The sequence below is a fragment of the Sphingobacterium paramultivorum genome (genome assembly GCF_014109745.1).
GTDB lineage: Bacteria > Bacteroidota > Bacteroidia > Sphingobacteriales > Sphingobacteriaceae > Sphingobacterium > Sphingobacterium paramultivorum.
Map to the genome: position 1 here is coordinate 2,850,297 of NZ_CP058555.1, position 19,442 is coordinate 2,869,738.

17 protein-coding genes are annotated in these 19,442 nt (G+C 37.8%); 8 read left to right on the forward strand and 9 right to left on the reverse strand.

From position 1 onward, the window contains the following. Window positions 1-3,141 (reverse strand): SusC/RagA family TonB-linked outer membrane protein, encoded by a 3,141-nt coding sequence (locus tag HS960_RS12235; RefSeq protein WP_182332826.1) that lies wholly within the window; start codon window positions 3,139-3,141, stop codon window positions 1-3. A gap of 997 nt (window positions 3,142-4,138) precedes the next feature. Between HS960_RS12235 and HS960_RS12240 the strand changes: the two genes are divergently transcribed. Beyond that, a complete protein-coding gene (locus HS960_RS12240) occupies window positions 4,139-4,624 on the forward strand; it encodes a hypothetical protein (protein WP_159728924.1) in 486 nt (161 codons plus the stop codon). 32 nt (window positions 4,625-4,656) lie between these two features. On the opposite strand, the gene HS960_RS12245 is transcribed toward HS960_RS12240, so the two are convergent. Next, window positions 4,657-5,229, reverse strand: coding sequence for a Crp/Fnr family transcriptional regulator (locus tag HS960_RS12245; protein WP_228280308.1), 573 nt, complete (start codon window positions 5,227-5,229; stop codon window positions 4,657-4,659). Between the two features lie 289 nt (window positions 5,230-5,518). Here HS960_RS12245 and HS960_RS12250 point away from each other — a divergent pair, with 289 nt between their 5' ends. Then, window positions 5,519-6,013 carry an STM3941 family protein gene (locus HS960_RS12250; protein WP_182332828.1) on the forward strand — a complete coding sequence of 165 codons (495 nt, stop codon included), beginning with the start codon at window positions 5,519-5,521 and terminating at the stop codon, window positions 6,011-6,013. A gap of 138 nt (window positions 6,014-6,151) precedes the next feature. Here HS960_RS12250 and HS960_RS12255 read toward each other — a convergent pair whose 3' ends face one another. The 5 genes from HS960_RS12255 to HS960_RS12275 all read right to left on the reverse strand — a co-directional run bounded on the left by HS960_RS12255 (window position 6,152) and on the right by HS960_RS12275 (window position 11,977). Continuing rightward, the gene (locus HS960_RS12255) at window positions 6,152-7,303 is read right to left on the reverse strand and encodes an AAA family ATPase (protein WP_228280311.1); all 1,152 of its coding nucleotides are present in this window, start codon (window positions 7,301-7,303) and stop codon (window positions 6,152-6,154) included. Then, window positions 7,261-7,959 carry an RNA ligase family protein gene (locus HS960_RS12260; protein WP_182332830.1) on the reverse strand — a complete coding sequence of 233 codons (699 nt, stop codon included), beginning with the start codon at window positions 7,957-7,959 and terminating at the stop codon, window positions 7,261-7,263. Before HS960_RS12260 ends, HS960_RS12255 begins: the two co-directional genes overlap by 43 nt. 268 nt (window positions 7,960-8,227) lie before the next feature. Continuing rightward, window positions 8,228-8,902, reverse strand: a complete 675-nt coding sequence (locus HS960_RS12265) for a LytR/AlgR family response regulator transcription factor (protein WP_182332832.1) — start codon at window positions 8,900-8,902, stop codon at window positions 8,228-8,230. Window positions 8,903-8,907: 5 nt separating this feature from the next. After that, complete coding sequence (locus tag HS960_RS12270; protein WP_182332834.1) at window positions 8,908-10,404, reverse strand: TlpA family protein disulfide reductase; 1,497 nt, start codon at window positions 10,402-10,404, stop codon at window positions 8,908-8,910. Window positions 10,405-10,471: 67 nt separating this feature from the next. Continuing rightward, window positions 10,472-11,977 carry a sensor histidine kinase gene (locus HS960_RS12275; RefSeq protein ID WP_153848330.1) on the reverse strand — a complete coding sequence of 502 codons (1,506 nt, stop codon included), beginning with the start codon at window positions 11,975-11,977 and terminating at the stop codon, window positions 10,472-10,474. A gap of 337 nt (window positions 11,978-12,314) precedes the next feature. On the opposite strand from HS960_RS12275, the gene HS960_RS12280 reads away from it, so the two are divergent. The 6 genes from HS960_RS12280 (at window position 12,315) to HS960_RS12305 (ending at window position 16,628) form a co-directional block, all read left to right on the forward strand. Then, window positions 12,315-12,968 carry a hypothetical protein gene (locus tag HS960_RS12280; RefSeq protein ID WP_182332836.1) on the forward strand — a complete coding sequence of 218 codons (654 nt, stop codon included), beginning with the start codon at window positions 12,315-12,317 and terminating at the stop codon, window positions 12,966-12,968. 198 nt (window positions 12,969-13,166) lie between these two features. Next, a complete protein-coding gene (locus HS960_RS12285; protein WP_182332838.1) occupies window positions 13,167-13,565 on the forward strand; it encodes a hypothetical protein in 399 nt (132 codons plus the stop codon). A gap of 19 nt (window positions 13,566-13,584) precedes the next feature. Next, the gene (locus tag HS960_RS12290; RefSeq protein WP_182332840.1) at window positions 13,585-14,154 is read left to right on the forward strand and encodes an NUDIX hydrolase; all 570 of its coding nucleotides are present in this window, start codon (window positions 13,585-13,587) and stop codon (window positions 14,152-14,154) included. 69 nt (window positions 14,155-14,223) lie between these two features. After that, window positions 14,224-14,760 (forward strand): GNAT family N-acetyltransferase, encoded by a 537-nt coding sequence (locus tag HS960_RS12295; RefSeq protein WP_182332842.1) that lies wholly within the window; start codon window positions 14,224-14,226, stop codon window positions 14,758-14,760. A gap of 78 nt (window positions 14,761-14,838) precedes the next feature. Then, entirely contained in the window at window positions 14,839-15,933 is a 1,095-nt protein-coding gene (locus tag HS960_RS12300; RefSeq protein ID WP_182332844.1) for a tetratricopeptide repeat protein, read from the forward strand. Between the two features lie 161 nt (window positions 15,934-16,094). Further along, window positions 16,095-16,628, forward strand: coding sequence for an NADPH-dependent FMN reductase (locus HS960_RS12305; RefSeq protein ID WP_075991829.1), 534 nt, complete (start codon window positions 16,095-16,097; stop codon window positions 16,626-16,628). Window positions 16,629-17,029: 401 nt separating this feature from the next. On the opposite strand, the gene HS960_RS12310 is transcribed toward HS960_RS12305, so the two are convergent. Further along, the gene (locus tag HS960_RS12310; protein WP_153848336.1) at window positions 17,030-18,178 is read right to left on the reverse strand and encodes a peroxiredoxin family protein; all 1,149 of its coding nucleotides are present in this window, start codon (window positions 18,176-18,178) and stop codon (window positions 17,030-17,032) included. Between the two features lie 8 nt (window positions 18,179-18,186). Then, window positions 18,187-19,377, reverse strand: coding sequence for a thioredoxin family protein (locus tag HS960_RS12315; protein WP_182332846.1), 1,191 nt, complete (start codon window positions 19,375-19,377; stop codon window positions 18,187-18,189). Window positions 19,378-19,442: the final 65 nt, after the last annotated feature.

The following is a 19,442-nucleotide window of genomic DNA, read 5'->3' on the forward strand; positions in this document are numbered from 1 at the left end:
TTATAGGGTAAGGTTTAAACTAAGATTATACGTACGGGGAGTTGGATCACCTGAAGCTTCAGGATCACCGAATCTCCAATCTTTTGTCAAATAGGCTACATTTCTCACAGATGCCGACACACGTAACTGCTGGATTTTCAATGCCTGTAAAAGTGTTTTAGGAACGGAATATGATAATACAATATTTTCCAGTCTAATATAAGATTTGTTAATGTAGTTTGTCCCGTTATTTTTGGAACCAATTCGGGCATAATCATTGATCGGATTATCTGGCGTCCAGCGAGGTAGCGCATAATCCGTACTCCGATCTGCAAAATTACTATTGTTTGCGGCCCGATTGAATTCTGCAAAATGTCCCCAATTGGAGTACATAAAGAAAGAAAAGCTCAGCTCTTTATAACGTAATTCATTTCGAAATGACCACCTAAAACGCGGTGTTGTATACCCCTGAAACACGCGGTCAGCATCCGTTAATACCCCGTCTCCATTTTGATCTACATATTTAAAATCGCCAGGTTGGTTGCCGTATTTTGCAGCTGTTTCTTCTTCCCCTAGTTGCCAGATTCCATTTCGTTTGTAGGCCCATATCCTGTCGGGATCCTGTCCAATAAACCATCTATTTTTAACATCGTCCGCTTCCTTTTGGCCGACGATATTTCCCTCACTATCTTTTACATCCACCATATCGCCATACAACTTCACAATTTTTCTCCGATTCAACATAAAGATTGCCGTCGCATTCCAACTAAAATCCCCCCTCTTCATGATATTACTATTTAAGGTAATATCAAAACCTTTATTTGAGAGCTCACCGAGATTGGCGGCAACACTGTTAAATCCGATAATTTCTGGCAATGCACGATCTACCAATAAATCCTGAGTTTTTGCTGTATAAAAATCCAGTGCGCCACTCAGACGACCATGGAATATTGAAAAGTCCAAACCAGCGTTGTACGAACTTTTATTCTCCCATTTCAAGCCCAAATTGGCCATTCTATTCACGTATAGCTGAGATGAAAGATAGAGGTTTCCACTCGCATCAATATACGGATGTAACCCCGAGGTCATGTCGGAAAGAGCTTCATACATTCCAATATCGCGGTTTCCATTTCTTCCCCATGATAGACGAAGCTTACCATAATCCAACCAGGATTTGGTATTTTTCATAAAATCCTCCGCTGTAAAATCCCAGGCAAAAGCCAGGGCGGGAAAGGTTGCTCTTGGATTTTGAGCGCCAAAGGCTGAATACCCATCACGTCGTACAGAAGCTGTCAACATATAGCGATCTTTGAAGGAATAAAACAGACGCCCCATCAGTGCGTCGCCTGTACGATAAGTATCCTCACTCTCGTTCAAAGGAATTGTCCCAGCCTGCAGACGATGCCAGCCCAGAACATCAGAAGGAACAAACTGAGAAGCTGTGGCCTTGGTTCGCCAATACTGCCCTTTCTCTGCATTTTGAAGCAATGTGACTTCAAAATTATGTACATCAAAACGCCGCTTCCAACGCAATACATTATCTAACTGCCAATTATATGTTTTTTCAAATGAGCGTTCGCTACTTCCACCCTTTGCCTTCCACTCGGGATTTTTAGAAGAATCGTGGTTATAATACTCGTGCCAGATAAACGAAGGCGTAAAATTGGATTGTAATTCGATACCAAAAGGCAAAGTAATCACACCGTACAAACTGGAATTCAATGTATTGTAATGATCTTTTCGATCTCTAAATTGATTATCAAAAAAAGGATTTACCGGTGTAACATCTCCAGTAGGAAGTCTTTGATAAATACTTGTAGGATCATCGATATTATTTGATCCATAAGGAGATATCACCGCAGACTGCTTCCAATCCGCCTGTAAAAAACCTTCATTTCGAACCGCAAAATTAGTATTAGCACCAACTTTTAAATAGGGTGTAATCTTTGTTTCTAAATTTAATCTAGTACGAAAATTCCTAAATCTATTCCCCGATATAACACCCTCTCTATCAACATGATTAAAAGACAAATAATAATTTGACACCTCATTACTATTCGATACAGCCAAAGCATAATCTTGCTGGATCCCCTTTTGAAAAACCAAATCCTGCCAATCCGTAATCTTATTGTTCATGTAATTTTCAATTTCCGGAGTCTTTAGTTCCAATCGAGAAAGCCAAGACCTGATCAACTGATCCTCTGTTACATTTGTAACGGGGGTCTTTTGATCGTAATTATACCAATCCAATTGATTGATTCCATTGAGCAGTCTTGGGTCCACAAACATTTCGGGATGTGCTTTAAGATAATCTGCGGTTCTTCGGCCTACTTCAAAATCATAGCGATATTTCAAAAACTCATCAGCGGTCATTACACGTGGCATCCCCGCATTTTCTACCATTCCAAAATTACCATTGAACGTAATCGTTGGCTTTCCTTTTTTACCTTTTTTTGTCGTAATTAAGATAACGCCATTTGCCGCTTTTGCACCGTACACAGCAGTCGCACTCGCATCTTTCAAAATATCGATTGACTGAATATCATTGGGATTAAGATCAGCAAATGTCCCGTCAAAAATAACGCCATCCACGACATTTAGTGGACTGCTGCCAGCTTTCAATGTTCCCTTTCCCCTTACAAGCAAATCGGCATCACCCTTAGCGGAATTACCCTGTCCAATCACCAATCCGGCGGCATTCCCCCTTAATAGATCCTGAACAGACCGAGGCGCCTCCTTTTCGAGCTTTTCGGTCTGCACCGAAACAATTGCACCTGTCACATCCTTTCGTTTGGCAGTTCCGTATCCAATAACGACGACTTCATCTAGATTCTCAGTAGATTCAGAAAGGGTGATCTCTATTTCCCTACCCGCTTCTACTTCAAGTTCCTTAGACGAGTATCCCGTATGGGTAAAACTTAAAGTAATCTTAGCAGTACTTTGCTGCAATTTTAAACTAAAGCGACCGTAGCTATCTGTTACTGTCCCCGTTGAAGTTCCCTTCACCAAAACGGTAACTTTCTCCAAAAAACGCCCATCATTTGTTTTGACGATACCCTTTAGTTCTTTTCCAGTTCCTTGTGAATAAACAATTCCTGTAGACAGCAATAGCATACACAAAAAAGAAAAACTAACGAAAATCAAACGATTAAATTTTCTCATAGATTAAGATTTATTGGTTATTAATAAATAAAACTATAAAAAGCCCAAAAACAGAACCTCTTAGTCATTAATATCAATTGGTTATTATTTAATCAACACAAAACAATAGTATTAATTAAGAAAAAACAATCAAACCTTTTTAATCCATTTATTTACGAAAACGTTTGAATGGCTATAAAAAACAAATCGCTGGATTCCGACAAGAAAAAGAGAACAGGTGCTACTTAAGTCCAAAAACAACATTACGCGAATAAAAACAGCCCTAAATAGGTTTTAAAGCAAATAAAATTTAAAAATAAATTGAGACAAAAGAGCATAGTTTTGACACAAAATGACACCTTTTTTAATTATAATTTCACTATCTTTTAAATTAAAATAAATTTAAGAAAATTAAATTTAACGAAATAAAAAAAATACACACTTAACTAAACATAAGACCGAAATGACCGAGAAATCTTCCTCAACAAGAGAAGCAAAGATCGCATGCATTGTCTATGTCCAATCAAATGAAAAAATATGACTTGGGAACAAAACCATATTTCTGATGAGTTAGTCAAAACAGGTTTCCATCATTCGGCGTCAGAAGTAATTGGTTTATTGCTCTTGTCCTACATCGCCCTGCCCCAACCGTGTAAACAAGGTGGCTCCACATTGAAATCAGCTAAAAAAGTAGACTCAACCTGGGCCCAGACTACTTGCAGGAGGAGCTTGGTAACACGTGGTAATAAAGCGAGCTCGACAATAGGATTATATGTTCAATCCGTATTATTTTAGAAAAGCAAATAAAAACAATCAGTAAAAAATTTGGAGAATACGAAAATTATATACAACTTTAAAGCACAAACACCTGCTCTAAACAGGCTACAAGTTAACAAAGGAAATTTTTTATTTTAAAACGAGGATTTTATCTTAGAATCGCTCATAGATAAAAGTCTAAATTAGTTTTTTTGCAGAAAAACTTACTTTTACTTAATGTACAAACAGTAGCATACAAAATATGACAACCAACCCCATTAAGGTATATACAGTAGTTTCAAAAGAAGTAAAAGAAGATCCAGATTTATTCACCAATCTGGAAGGTGTCTTCTCAACATATGAAAAAGCACAGGAATATATTGATCACTTTTTTGGTAATGCTAAATATGGTTATCGATCTATTGTTACGACCTATTTAGATCCCTTTCAGGAAGAAATCCAAAATAACGATTCTTATTATAGCATTTCATCTCAATTAATGGGGCCGCATTTAGAAGTTGAGATCTGTAAAACTTCTTTTGCCGTTGTCCTCTCCGAAGTTGAACAATTGCGTATCGATCCTGCCACCTCAGAGAAACCTTTGGAATTAAACCTGCACTGTTTTGCTGCTTCTGAGGAAAAGGCAATGGAAAAATTCGAAAAATTAGTACAAGACTATGCAAAAGAACACAAGCTTCAATTTCAAATTAGCCCCTTTCGCATTGCAGATTCGGACCAATGCTACTAACCTTCAATTGCAATGAGATTATAGCAGCAGATTCAGGGAAGTATTTTTTTACGGATTTCACTTAAATATTCTGGAGTAAATCCCAGATATGAAGCAATTAAGTATTGCGGAACACGTTGTACAAACTGAGGATATTTACGGAGCATATCATGGTAGAATTCCTCTTTAGATTTAGAGAATAGATATTTAACCCGCATTTGCGCAGCTGCATAAGCCCTTTGATAAACAAAGCGAAAATAACGCTCCATGATTGGAAATGCAGCAACCAATTTTTCTTGATTTTCTTGACTGATATAAACTAAATCTGACGTCTCTACTGCCTGAATGTAAAATGACGTAACAAGCTTATGTTCGAAAGCCATATTGTCTGTAATCCACCAATTTTCTATTGCGAATTCAGTCGTTTGTTCGACTCCCTTTTCATTAACAAAGAATTTACGGAGAATACCTTTCAATACAAAAAAATGGTATCTGCACACTTGGCCCTCCTCCAGTATATTTTCTTTTTTCGCGACCGTTTTCGTCTTAAAGTAAAGCAATATTTCTTCTAATTCGACCGGATCGACATCGATAAATTTCTTTAAATGTTCTTTAAGTTTTTCCAACAGTCCATCACTTTATTATACAAACAAAGCTACTCATTCCTTTTATCAAAAAAAAGACACGCGGTCCCATTTCAAATAAGCTCAATACGGAAGGGATGGCAAGATAAATTCAAGTAATACGAATAATCATTCAACAAGCACGAATCATAAATCGGAATAGTTTCAATGGCTTTTACCCCCTATCTTTATAACAGGTGCTCCAATAATATGATTAACAGATTGGAGCTATGATGAAAATGGCAGGCTCCATTTTTTGCGGAGTTTGTACTTTTTGAAAAAAGAGAAAGCAATGATCAAAATTAATTTTAGCAAAGGAAAAATTATTATCAGCATGCTGCTATGTTTTCTTCCAGCAGTCATTGGGTTGTATGCTTGGTTATACTATGATCTTATTTTTAAACTAGCCTCCACGATATGGGTACTCGTAGCCGCAACGGTTTTTTATCTTCGACTACAACAGTTGAACCGCTATCGAAGAGGAGAGGCCGCACTCACGATAGATGAGCATACATTACTAAATAGCAGCGTATTGAAACCGCAGCAAATCCCTTGGACGGATATCGATTATTTTATTACTGGTTTATATCGGACAAATTCTATTTTTATAAAATTAAATGACCTTTCATCGTTAAAAAAAGAAAAAACAAGCCGTCTAATTCATTTATTAAGCTTTATTGACCGCAATCTATCAACAAAACCTGCATCTTTTTGGATCGACATGGATGTCATCGATATCAAGGAAAAGGAGCTTTTATCTATGTTGCTACAGCGATTGAAAAAGTAGCTAAAAATTGTATCTCTCTCCGAAAAAAAGGTATTACATAAAAAATCAGCCCCCTATCCAAATAAGTGGGCTGATTCGCAAAATCAATCAAAGATGCAGCACAGTCCTGCTTAAATACCCCCTACTTAAAAGCATCCGCTATGCCGTAATGTAGTGAACCTCATGCGCCTCAGTCAACTGCGGAACTTCCAAATTATGAAGCATTTTATCCAGGACAACTTCCGGCAGAGGGTACTCCCTATCGCCATTCTGCGCGCGCCAAATCTTATAGGGTTTTTCAACGTACAACAATTTCACATAAGCTTGATAGCTTACGAAGAGATCGATCAATTGTTTTCGCATTTGGGAAGTTATGTTGGTGGCATTCCAGATAAAATCCTGTCCACAGCGTAAGTATTTTTTTGCTTGCTCTTTTGCTTCTTGTACAACCCATCCGTTTCTCTTTTTATCAGTAGGATCAATGCGATATTTGCGTCTGATGTCATCCAAACTAATAACAGGAAGGTCGGTATTCATGGCTAAAATCTGATAATCTTTGCCCATTCCCGGCAAACCTGAAAGTACAGTCACCGTGGATTTGAATGTATCAAAAGGCACATAATCAACATAGCTATTGTTTCCATTAAAATATGTAAATCGTGCATTTTCGGACAAAAAAGAACGCGTGGCATCCCAGCAGCCAATCTCTTTACTATACAGTTCGAACATATCCAATGCGTAGAGCAAAGCATCCAAATCGGCACAGTACCTTCCTTTAGCATCTGCTTCGGCCAACAACTTAAGTTGGCCCATATTGACACTCAATGACGCCTCCAAGGCGCTCTTCATTGGATCGACTTTTTCCATCAACCACAATGGCAATCCATGATAGCGTACCAATGCGACAATTTCCTCCCGTAATTCAAAAGGGGTCTCCACATCACGAAATAAAATCTCCCGTGCGGTCTGTGCTCCTCTTTTGGCATGATTTGGAGAGCTGATACGACCATCTGCAGCAACAATTGTCGTCGATCTCTTCTCGACATCATGCAATAAAGCGGATGCCCAGAGAAGCTCCTGCTTTTGGTAATCCAGATTCCGGTATTCAGGGAATCCTTCCAGCTGCTGTAGTACCATTTGGGTATGAATCGCGACATTCCCTTCGGCATGATGCAAAGGATCTTGTTGTACCTGTTCCATATCCCTGACCCAAGAAAATTGCTCCTCTAAAGCCGACCAATTCTTATTTACTGCTATTGTCCATTCCATTAGAAATCCCTCCTTTCCCAAATCATTTTTGTTCTTCGCCATGATTTTGTCCAATGTTCGTCGGTCTGCACATGTCCTTTTCTAACATATTTAAAAACATTGTGCTGAAATTCACTGACAGTATATGCATCAGCATTTCTGCAGACTAACCCCTCCATCGTACATGCTTCTCCAGTTTTAGGGTCAACCGATCCAAATTTAGAAGACTGCATGGCCAAATTTTCGACTGAACCCCGAAGTTCCAACTCAGTCAAACCCTTTACAATTTCAAGTTTTAAAACAGGTACAGTAGGCAAATCAAATAAACTGGCATAAAAAGTAACTTCTTCCCATGAAAGCCACTGATCTTTAATTCGAGCAGCAAAAACATAATAATAGTGCTCAAGTTGCACATATTCGATAGAATGCACAGCATAAAGATTTTCACCAAAAAACTCTAAATCATCCAGATCGTTTTTTAATCTAGACCAATGCTCCCGAAGCTGAGCCGTCCATGGCGACGTGGTTGGAGCCGCATGGGATCGTGCAAATACTCCACGCCGTGAAAGGCAATTATTTTCACCATCTAATTTTTCTGTAAATAACAGTTTATGGAAAGATTGTATATCCTTCCAATAATGTTGATTAAAACGATCGTCGCTGCTTGTCCCTGGCGAAAATGGGAAATGATAGGTACGACCATATTTTGTTGATTCCATTTTTAAAATTTAAATCCATACTAAAAAATTGAAGACATAGGTATAAGGTAAACAAATCGGGTAAATCCCGTTGTTTACTTTCTTCCTAAATATCGACAATGCATTACATGACTTTAAATTTTAAAAATTGACAACACTAATGATCTATTGCTACAAAAGTATTAAATTTATCTTAAAAACATAAACACGCTCCCTTAACCTTTTGACAGCGCAGCCCCTTCCCTACTTTCTAATCAGCCCTGACTTATCAAAAAATGCGTATTCAGCATTAATATAATTTCAATTCAGTATACGTTGTTCCAATGGGAATAACCCGGTCTGCTACCCAAATTTGGGTTTTGTCGAACTTAATCATTTTACTTCGTGCGACGATAAAGGCTCTATGGCAACGAACAAATTCGTTCTTCGGGAGCAGTTCCAGCAGCTCGCTAATGGTAATTCTGGAGCTAACACATTTATCGCCCAAATGTATCTGGGTGTAATTACCTGATGCTTCAATATACAGGATACGATCAATTTCAACTTTAACATGTTCATAACCATCTTTGATGAACAGATAGTCTTTGTTATGCTGTAGCTTTTTTGCCCGAAGGCTATACAATTCGCTCGCCTTGTTGCAGGCTTTCAAAAACCTGCTCATAGAAAATGGTTTAAGCAAGTAATCGATGGCGTCGAGCTCGAAACTCAATAGCGCATGCTCAGAATAAGCCGTCGTAAAAATCACCATTGGCGAAGTATTCAAACTCCGCAGAAACTCTATGCCTGAAATATCGGGCATTTTTATATCTAAAAAGATAAGGTCCACCTGCTCCTTCTGGAGATAATCAATCGCCATAAACGCATCCGTAAATGTACTTTTTAATTCAATAAAAGGGACTTTAGCTATATGGTGTTCAATAACCTGCAGTGCCACAGGTTCATCATCTATCGCGATGGCTATCATAACAATTATTGATTTAAAATCTGATCTATTTGGTTATACAGTTGTTTTCCATTACTTGGTCGAAGAGCCTTTTCTACAACTAATTTTCCTGTTTTATCAAATATAAAATATTGTGGATAATATTCCGCTTTGTCTTTTGCATTTAGCAGTAATTCCTTCCAAAAGGGCTCAATCTGTTTCCTATTTTTACGTAAATGGATTCCGGTTAAATTGTTGACGCGTATAAAGTCTTTCCAGTCCTGATCGCGATGGTCTTCATCCATATCCAAATAAACGAAGGCAATATCTTTATCCATGTATCTTTTCTTCAGTTCAGGTGTATATTTCAATTCAAATTTACAAGGGCCACACCAGGTACCCCAAACATCCAAATAGACCACTTTTCCCTTCAATTCAGCAATCAGGTCGTAGATCGATGAAATAGGTCGATCATCCTCAATCAACCGGATCTGTTTGTTCTGTTTATTCGCTATCAAAAGAGAGTCAAGATCGGCAATATAGCGTTCAACGAGCGGCCTATGCTTATCCGTTGGAAATATCTTCCAATGCGCTCCTGCCAATGCTTTTAAATGTGGTAAGTCCCTGTCATGATATAGATTGACCAGTTGCTGAAAATTGTATTTTTCTACGATAGGCTTGGGAAAATTATTTAAAGCACCAATAAACCGCCAATAATCTTTACTATAGATGTTCATTAATCTATTTGCACTGTCTAGGCTTATCCCGAAATAAGGGATCGGCTCGCTTGAAGGGATCTTCTCCGACCGAATCTTAACAAATGCTTTCGTTTCCAAATAACGCAGGTAATTGTCAAGGAAAGAATAGAAAGAGGGGCCTCCAAAGTTATCCTGTAAATTAATCGATGCTTTTCCAAACAGTTCTAGCACTAAACTATCTGAGGTCGGCTTTGGCAATTCAGCTACACGGGCAAAATCGTTCAGATGGTTAATTCTTTGTGCGTAAAGCTCAGCACGGATATAGTCTTTTAGTTGGCTGGGCAATGAAGTAGTTTGGATCACTTCATTCATTTGATTGCAATCTGCTAAAAAGGGAATTAACAGCTGCTGTCTCAATTCAGCCAAAGAGCGTTTAGCAAGATTGTTTAAGGCTGGGGCTTTCATAAAAAACGGCACTTCATCCAGTTTTATTTGCTGAATAGTTCTATTTTCTGTTAAAGCACTACCGTATGTAAATACGATCGTACTATCAGTTAAATTCGCGATAAGATCCTTACCGGGGCTTAATAACAAGGTTTGAAATACACCGCTGTAAATTAGTGTCGCGGATTTTCGAGCTGTTACTGGCAGCGCGACCTCAAATGTACCATCGCCGGCAACGGTTATCCGTTGCGAATTTTCTTTATAAAAACCGAAAACAAGAGGAATATTGATTTCCAAGGTCTTGTTTGGATCATAATTCCAAACCTTACCGCTCAATTTAAACTGAGCATGACTGCTTAGACAAAACAAGGTCACAAGCAAAAAAACAAGTATTTTTTTCATTGCTGTTAATTAAGAAACCGATAAATCAGGTGAATAATGGATTGAAAAATAGTGGAACTATCTTGATCTAAAGATGTAATGTTAAATGGACAAAAAACTCATTGGCATTTTCATGTATCATCAATTCATGCCGATCTCGATACAGTAATGACAGGCGTTGTCTTACATTTTCCAAGCCTACGCCGCTTTTTAGTTTTTCGGGATCGTTATCACTTTTTGGATTAATGCTATTGCTCACATCGAAAAACAGGACTTGGTCCCGCACTTGCAAAGAGATTTTAATATAAGACGAGTTCTGAAGGCTTATACCATGCTTAAATGCATTCTCAACGAAAGGTATAAGCAACATAGGTGTAATGTGGTAATTTTCAAACTGTTCCTCTATTTCGGTTATAAGGGTAATCTTGTCTGACATTGAAGTCCGGAGCGTTTGTAAGGCGATGTAATTATTCAAATATTCAACTTCACGCATCAACGAAATTTTATCTTGTGTATTTTCATGTAGCATAAACCGCATCATATCACCCAAGCGTTGAATTCCCTCCCCCGTCCGTTCTGCATTTTCCTGCAATGCAGTGCCATACAATGTATTTAAGGCATTAAATAAAAAATGTGGATTTATTTGAGATTTTAGAAAGGTCAGATTCGCGTCCGACTGTCCGAGCTCTGTACGTAGGGAGGCTATTTCGTTTTGACGCATTAGACGTTTTTTAAAGAGAAACCAGGACAGCGGCGTGCTAACCAATAATTGCGTGGGTAAATGAAACATCGCAACGATAAAGATCACTTCGTTTGTCTGATTAAAGAAAAATAACGCGGGCACACTTAATGGCAGGACTGAAACCAAGCTAATAGCAAAGATAGTCCAGAAGAAATCACGGAATTTCTTCTGTTTTTCCTGTAATTTTGGCAACAAATAGTATAAGGAATAGATTACAATACCGACCGCAGACAATACGACCAAAGTCCATAATACCGAAAGTTGTAAATGGGATCGCGATGTAATCAAAAAAAACAATCCAATAAACCAGAAACCTATTCCAAAGGATAAATCCATTTTTAGCTGCTTTTGCAGGGTCAGATTTTCTGCCTTGCTTTTAAGCAAATAGCTGATCAGATATTGCGCGCAGGTGTATAAAGAAATTATAATTGTTAATAAAATAGCTTGCGCAAAAGCCTTAAAAAACATACTATTATAGCTTCTTTGAATACTGTCATAATCCTTCAATTCGTAGGCGTGGCTATAGGTCCGGCATACACCTAAAATCAGTCCGGATGTCAAGATCAGAGCAGCTAGTAATGAATAATTCAGCAGCTCCCGTTTTCTGTTGATGAGGGAAGGAATAAGGACAAAATTTAAAAGGAGAAACATCACATATAGAAGCAAATCAATGATAAAATTCGGCACAAAAAAGTTAAAGAAATAGGAGTAGCTTATTTTTTGGTGAAGGAAATAGTTATGCATACCGCTATCATCCCGATTGTTTGTATCAACAAGCAAAGCATAAACAACAGCAACAAATACGATAGTTGCCATCCAAAATTCTATTTTTCTTACGTCTTTCAGTTTCATGTTATTGGTTTTGATGAGGCAATATTAATTGAAATGAAAACATAAAACAGAAAAATGTGACGAATACCACCAAAAATGTGATGAATCAAATGTTTCTTCATCTTATAGCTGGGATTCTATTGTTGTTTCTATAAAATAGAATTTGATTTTACTATCTTTAAGCTGAAAAGTATCAAACCGGCTTTATTAACTTTATTCAAAAAAGACACTACATAATTAATCCATTATTTACACATTCACGTCCGATTTTGCGGTGTTAGGGCAAATAGCCAAGATTGCATACAACATTGGACTGTCAAATGATCATAAATACAGGAATTAAAAAATAATTGATCACATGGATACATATATCGTGTTAAAAAGGTTCTCTAGTTTAGAAGAAGCGCAAGAATGTCATAAACTACTTTCGGAAAAAGGTGTAACAACGCGGTTGGCAGATAATGTACCCCCTGTGGATATTACATTTTCCGGAAACACGGTTGGATATCAATATGAGGTTCAAATAGATCCTGCCAATTTCGCAAATGCAGAATCTATTTTAGAAGAGCAGGAAATGCAGTCTCTCCCTTTGGTTGAAGACGACCATTACCTGTATCAGTTTTCCGACGAAGAGCTCTTAGAAATTCTTCAAAAACCCGATGAATGGAACAAATTAGACTACGCACTGGCTAGAGAAATTTTATTAAAAAGAGGGAAAGAGATGGATCAGGAAAAGCTTGATCTTTTGAAACAGAAGCGGCTCATGCAACTACGGGAATCGGAACCGCAGCAGAAGTATTGGGTTATTTTCGGCTATATTTCAGCATTTATAGGTGGACTTTTAGGAATTGCAATCGGGTATATGCTGTTTAGTTCCAAAAAGAGCCTACCGAATGGCGAACGGATATTTTCCTATTCGGATCATGACAGAAAACATGGGACAAACATATTCTATATCGGATTATTCGTATTCACAATATCCGTTCTCATCAAAATGCTCTGGGGATTATAACATAAAATGAATACGATTTACATTTTTTAGCGGAACAGCTCAAGTGCAGCTTTGTGACTGTGGTATTCTGTATCCTATCGCAATCTAATTAGTGCTAACGTCAACTGTAAATTTTTAATACTAAAAAAAATACATATATTTAAGATGACATCTTTATTCTTTAATTATTTTTTGTAAACCTACAAACAAATTAACTTTATGAATAGTTTAAAGACCACAGCCACTCATTTCCGTTATAAAAAGCATCCGGGAGATCTATTCAGAAATACGTCTGTTCAATTATTACCTCATCCCTATAAAAATCAAGAAGACTTTTGGGTATGGTTTCATCCCTCCTATCACCGTAGTGAAGACATTTCAGATTTAGGCGACCTGTACAAACAGCTTCACGATACACCCTGCCAAGAAACGATAACAACATCAAAAAATGAGCTATGTTACGCTGCATTAGCGAAAGAACATCTCTTTGAAGAAATAAAATCATTGGAACAAAAGATCTATCAGGATTGTTTTGAAAACTTTTATTTGTTGATTATTGAAGGCCGCATTGAGCTGTTTGAAAGTCATCAGATTGAAAGTAAAGAATCTAGTTCCTAATGTCTATCTTTAAACCGTTATGCATTATTTGACTTGTGCGATTATAAGGAAGGATGATAAGGTACTCATTTGTCAGCGCCCGCCATCGGTGACACATGCCTTAAAGTGGGAATTTCCTGGTCGCATAACCGAGTCCCACCTGCCAACGAAAGCAAACCTGTCGCTCAAAATCAGGGAAGAGCTAAGTATAGATGTTCTTGTCGGAAGGCCCTTAGAGATGACGCAACAAGCCCATAAAAGTCCGGCACTTTGTCGCTATCCTGTTCTCTGCACCTTTTCTTCTGGCGAAGTTGACATGCTAGAATATGTCCAAGCAATATGGGTCTCCTCTGCAGAACTATCGTATTTTGATTGGACCGATACCGATCGACCAATTGTAGAAGAGTATACCAGATACTTTGAGAACTCAAATCCTCCGTCCCGTATAAAGGAAGCTTTTTTAGAAAGCCTAATTGGACTCATTGGTTTTACACTGGTCCATATGTTCTTCAATGTATATATAGGCTTATTGATAACTTTGATCTTAATCATTATTATTGGAATCTATAGTTATTACATCCGAAAAAATATAAGGAAAAGAATCTCATAAAACTTTCCTACATTTATAAAAACTAAATAGCCCCTAATTTCATTTTAGCCATACTGAAGACTTAATCAGATGAAAGATTTCCCACAATTAGAGACAGAACGACTTATTCTTAACGCAATAGACCCGACTGATATTCCACAGATTGTAGACTATCTGCAAGACAAGGTCTATTCAGACTTTACATCAAATATCCCCTATCCCTACCGAAAGGAGGATGCTGAATACTGGCTTAAATTAGCGGAAGAAGCATTTGCCAATCGTAAAGGATTCACTTTTGCTATTCGAAATAAAGATAAAAAACTGATCGGAGCTATTGGTCTGCATGATGAAGGCTCGGATAAGGCTGAGTTGGGATACTGGATAGGTATTCCTTACTGGAATAAAGGTTATGTCACTGAAGCTGCAAAAGCAATCATTGATTTTGGATTTAAAGAATTAAACTTTAACAAAATCTTTGCGACCTACTTCCCTCATAATCCAGCATCGGGAAAAGTCATGGAAAAAATAGGAATGAAAAAAGAGGCACTGTTAAAACAACATCTAAAGAAAGACGGCCGGTATTACGATATTCCATTATACGCTATTTTTAGAACGGAATTGGTTTAGTTTTTTAAGATCTATAGCTCCATTATTACAAAAATACGTTCTGAAATAAAAATTCAATCCTTTAACTCAATAATAAAAATGAAAAACAATATTGGATATATTAGCTTCGTTTTCTTCTTTTTCATTGGGCAAACCGTTTTTGGGCAAGAAAAAAATCGTGAAAAAGCTTCTTCAAAGGGAAAGGAAGCCATTCAACTCATGGACAGCGGAAAAGTGGATGAAAGTATCCTATTACTGAAGGAAGCCCAAAATCTCGATCCAGCCAATATCACATACCCTTATGAGCTTGGTTATGCCTATTATCTAAAAAAAGATTATAAAAGCACAATAAAGTTCCTGGAAAACATTAAAAATGAAAAGACTGTTAATGATAGGGTATATCAACTGCTGGGAAATGCCTATGATATGCTTGGCGAAAGTGATAGCGCAGTGGGCATCTACGAGAGTGGATTAAAATTGTTTCCTAAATCAGGTCACCTCTATTTGGAGATGGGGGCAATCCAAAGAGTAAAAGGAGATTTGGAAAAGGCATTAGACTTTTATGAAAAGGGTATTCAGGTGGATCCGGGATTTTCTTCCAATTACTATTGGGCATCAAAGTTATTCTGTATTTCGGATGAAAAAGTTTGGGGAATGATTTACGGTGAGATATTTATGAATTTAGAAAGAAATAGCAAAAGAACAGCCGAAATAAGTGAGCTTATTTATAATCAGTACAATAACCAGATTAAATTTAAAGGCGACACTGGAATTTCAGTCAGCTTCAGTAAAAATGCGTTTATCCACGAAGGGCCAGCAGCCGATCCCAACCAAATAAAGTTACCTTTTGGTATTGGAGTTTACGAGACGACATTAGCGTTGTCAATGATTGGTTTAAATTCAATAAATATCAATACGCTTGACACGATAAGGACCAACTTCATAAACAACTACTTCAAAAATAAACACGACAAGATATTTCCAAATGTTCTATTCAATTATCAAAAGAAAATCATCGATCTAGGTTATAGTGAAGCATACAATCATTGGATATTGATGAAAGGAGATGAAGACCGTTTCGAAAAATGGCTAGCAAATAATGAAGAAAAATGGACTGATTTTACAAATTGGTTTATGACAAATCCCTTAAAAGTAGACAGCGCAAATAGTTTTTTCCGCGAACAATACAATTGATACCTATCCCCCCTTTCTTTCTTGCAACTCGATGTGTTACCTCAGGATCGGAATGGAGTCGCGAAATTAAAATAATTGTGAGTGGTTTCTATTTCTTGAATTGGATTTTTCATTATAAAATTGACTAAATTTAAACAACCGATAATCATAAAGGATAAAACATGAAAATATTTGCATTCGCTGGGAGTAATTCTTCCACATCAATTAACAAACAATTGGTCAAATTTGTACTCAAAAGCTTCGAGGGGCACGAGATTAATTTGATCGACCTGAATGACTATAACATGCCTGTCTTTTCTGTAGACCTAGAAAAGAATGGATTCCCACAGGAAGCACAGCTTTTCCTAGATCATATAGCCTCCAGTGACATGATCATTTGCTCTCTCGCAGAGAACAATCGCTCCTATAGCGTAGCATTTAAAAATGTATTTGACTGGGCATCTAGAATAAATGTTAAAGTTTTCCAGGATAAACCCATGTTGCTTATGACAACTTCACCAGGAGGTTATGGTGGTGGAAATGTGATGGCCGAAGCGCAGAAATTTTTCCCGCAGTTTGGAGCAATCATTAAAGAAACATTTTCGCTTCCCAAATTTTACGAAAATTTTGATCAGGATAATGGCGTAATCAGTCCTGAACACCTCAATAGTCTAAAGGAAAAAATAGCGGACTTTAAGCAACAAATTTCCTCCTAGCGGCATTCCGCTAAAAATCTATTTCCCTTTTGTGGGTTTTGCACAACTAATGTTATGTACTAGGTACATTTTACTTTGCATATTATTGACTTTTTGCTTACCCTTTCTTTGTTTTGAAAGCAACGAAACACCAATAAAACACCAATAAAACGACAAAGAAATAGCAAAGAAGAAGCGAATCAGCCCCCTAGCAATCCCAAAGGAATAGCGAAGAAACAGCAGAGAAACACCAAAGAAATAGCAGAGAAATAGCAGAGAAATAGCAGAGAAATGGCGACTAAGCTGCAAGCCCTCACCTTAGTCCCCCAAAGAGCAGCGCTATAACAGAAAACTGCCCCCATAGCGATAGCATCTATCAAAGGTTCATAATTAAGGAGGGGCGATTTGCCCCTCCTTAAAATTTATTTAAGTAGCTCTTCGAGTTTCTCTATCAACTTTACTCCTTTTAAGTTGATTCCAACAATCTTACCTTCGGGAGAGATGAGGTAATTTTGCGGGATAGCCTGAATACCGTATAATTGAGCGGCTTGATTTTGCCAGCCATTCAGATCCGACACCTGGGGCCAGGTTAATCCATCTTGTTCAATCGCTTTCATCCAGTTATCTTTCTTCCCGGGTTTGTCTAGTGAAACACCCAGTATCTCAAATTTTGATCCCTTAAACTTTTGATAGGCTTTAACCAAATTAGGGTTCTCAGCACGGCAAGGACCACACCATGACGCCCAAAAATCCAATAGCAGGTATTTACCTTTAAAATCTGAGAGTTTTAATTCTTTACCTTCAGGAGTTACTTGTGCAAAATCTAAAGCTGGCTGTCCAATTCCTAGCTTTTTTGCCAGTTGAATATCTGCTTCTAATTTTTTCCCGATTGCAGTCTGCCTTAATCTTGATGACAAATTGAAAAACAAAGGTTCAGTGGTAACCACATTATCATCGTAGCCGGCAACTTCCTGCAAGGCCAATAAACTGAAGTAATTGTCTGGATTATTGACTATAAAATTTCGCTGCGCCTTCTTACGCTCTGTTTCGATCTTGTCTATTTCTAGCCCAATTTGGTTGAGTGCATTTTCATCACGATTTTTTGCTTGATACAGATCAGCTCTTTTAGATTGCTGAACCATGAGCTTCTTCTCATAGGTGCTTAGATAGTCTTGATACTGCTTATAGGCTACCTGCAGTTTCCCGCCTTGTACCTGTGAAGACTCGAAAGGACTTTGAACAGTGATTTGCGTATTGGGTTCCTGAGGGTCTACATAAAATGTGAGCCGCTCCATCGGTCCACCTTTGCGATTAAAGAAGGAAGCTCCATCTTTGGAATAAAATAACATGACTTGCGTTGGTTCCATGATTTCCCCTTTATAGATAACATCATTGGGACCAAAATTAATAGAGTCAATTGTCAATTTTCTGTCCACGATGTAGCGAACAAATGCTTTAGATTTTGCGGGAAATTGTTTCCCCTTTATTGTTAATTGAAAACGCTGTCCTTGAGCCAATACTGTCCCGAGACAACTTAAAACCAAGAATAACGATGTAGCTATTTTTTTCATGTTGATAATTACAGTGCTTTAGCACGCGCCACAAGAGCATCGGCCAGTTTAATAATTTTTGAAGTTTCCAGTTCAGCCAAGCCACGCGCAGCTTCTGCCGCTTGGACGGCTTCTTTCTTTTTATTTAATGCGATACAAATATCAGCCAATGTTCCTTGATTGGAATAACTTGATGGATTCAATACAACGGCCTGTTTAGCCAGCACATAGCATTGTTTTAGGATAACTGGATTTGCAACAGTTCCCTTCGCATTGGCATTGCGGCGGGCAATAAAACTCAACCGTTCATCTTCATTCTTGAGCAGGCCTTTTCTCAATGTATTCGTAAGGACAACAAACTCCTTATCGGTTCCATGTGCTGCGGTCCACTCTACTTTATACAATGCTGCTTCAATTTTTTGTTCTGGATCTTTTAACCCTTCAAAATAGGCTACGCCAGCATTAAATTCATCTACTTTATGCTCTCTAATATAGCCATACATGGCATAACGCAGCAGTTGCGCTTCTTTTTTCGCAAAATCTGCTGGTGCGGCTATGCTTTTAAAATAAGCTTTGTTCGACTCAAAAAATTTACCGTAGCGATCATCCAGGCTCTGTGCCATCATTTTTATGGTCTCCCATCCATTTGGGCTCTTCAAGAATTCATCGGTAGCCACACTGTCCAATGCCTTTTTTGCTGCATTTGCTGCTTGATTATCGGTTTGTTCCATCACTTTAATATACCGGATCAGGAAATTCGACTCCCGCATACCCAAATCATACGATTTACGCAAATTGGGGATCTGAAAATTAGAGTCATTAGCTTGCTGTGCCTGTTTCAGGAAAAGATCAGCTTCCATGCGAGACTGGGTTCTATAGATCAATGTCCCCTGTCCATCTAAAAATAAATAAGTAGGAAAACTTTTGATTTGGTATAATTTAGCAATATCTACACCTTCTCCTATCTCACAGTCAAATTTAGTATTGATAAACCTGCTGTTAAAATAACGAGCCACTTCAGGCTGTGAAAACACATTCCCTTCCATCCATTTACAAGGAGCACACCAGGAGGTAAATCCATCCAGAAAAATCAGCTTATTTTCCTGCTTGGCCAATTCCTTTGCCTGACCAAAAGTGATCTTCTGAAACTGTATATGTTCTTGCGCAAGCAATAGCATCGACTGCGAAAAAGCCAGTGCTGTCAATAGTATCTTTTTCATTTTTTTTTATTAAGATCCTAATCAATTTCTATGCTGATAGAAGTTGATTAGGATGAGCGGTCTAC

Excerpts from the sequence above, each read along its gene's own strand:
- HS960_RS12290 (WP_182332840.1), top strand. The coding sequence starts at position 13,585 with ATGCATTATTTGACTTGTGCGATTATAAGGAAGGATGATAAGGTACTC.
- HS960_RS12260 (WP_182332830.1), bottom strand. The coding sequence starts at position 7,959 with ATGGAATCAACAAAATATGGTCGTACCTATCATTTCCCATTTTCGCCA.
- HS960_RS12295 (WP_182332842.1), top strand. The coding sequence starts at position 14,224 with ATGAAAGATTTCCCACAATTAGAGACAGAACGACTTATTCTTAACGCA.
- HS960_RS12310 (WP_153848336.1), bottom strand. The coding sequence starts at position 18,178 with ATGAAAAAAATAGCTACATCGTTATTCTTGGTTTTAAGTTGTCTCGGG.
- HS960_RS12315 (WP_182332846.1), bottom strand. The coding sequence starts at position 19,377 with ATGAAAAAGATACTATTGACAGCACTGGCTTTTTCGCAGTCGATGCTA.
- HS960_RS12250 (WP_182332828.1), top strand. The coding sequence starts at position 5,519 with ATGATCAAAATTAATTTTAGCAAAGGAAAAATTATTATCAGCATGCTG.
- HS960_RS12285 (WP_182332838.1), top strand. The coding sequence starts at position 13,167 with ATGAATAGTTTAAAGACCACAGCCACTCATTTCCGTTATAAAAAGCAT.
- HS960_RS12300 (WP_182332844.1), top strand. The coding sequence starts at position 14,839 with ATGAAAAACAATATTGGATATATTAGCTTCGTTTTCTTCTTTTTCATT.
- HS960_RS12275 (WP_153848330.1), bottom strand. The coding sequence starts at position 11,977 with ATGAAACTGAAAGACGTAAGAAAAATAGAATTTTGGATGGCAACTATC.
- HS960_RS12280 (WP_182332836.1), top strand. The coding sequence starts at position 12,315 with ATGGATACATATATCGTGTTAAAAAGGTTCTCTAGTTTAGAAGAAGCG.
- HS960_RS12270 (WP_182332834.1), bottom strand. The coding sequence starts at position 10,404 with ATGAAAAAAATACTTGTTTTTTTGCTTGTGACCTTGTTTTGTCTAAGC.
- HS960_RS12240 (WP_159728924.1), top strand. The coding sequence starts at position 4,139 with ATGACAACCAACCCCATTAAGGTATATACAGTAGTTTCAAAAGAAGTA.
- HS960_RS12305 (WP_075991829.1), top strand. The coding sequence starts at position 16,095 with ATGAAAATATTTGCATTCGCTGGGAGTAATTCTTCCACATCAATTAAC.
- HS960_RS12265 (WP_182332832.1), bottom strand. The coding sequence starts at position 8,902 with ATGATAGCCATCGCGATAGATGATGAACCTGTGGCACTGCAGGTTATT.
- HS960_RS12255 (WP_228280311.1), bottom strand. The coding sequence starts at position 7,303 with ATGGCGAAGAACAAAAATGATTTGGGAAAGGAGGGATTTCTAATGGAA.
- HS960_RS12235 (WP_182332826.1), bottom strand. The coding sequence starts at position 3,141 with ATGAGAAAATTTAATCGTTTGATTTTCGTTAGTTTTTCTTTTTTGTGT.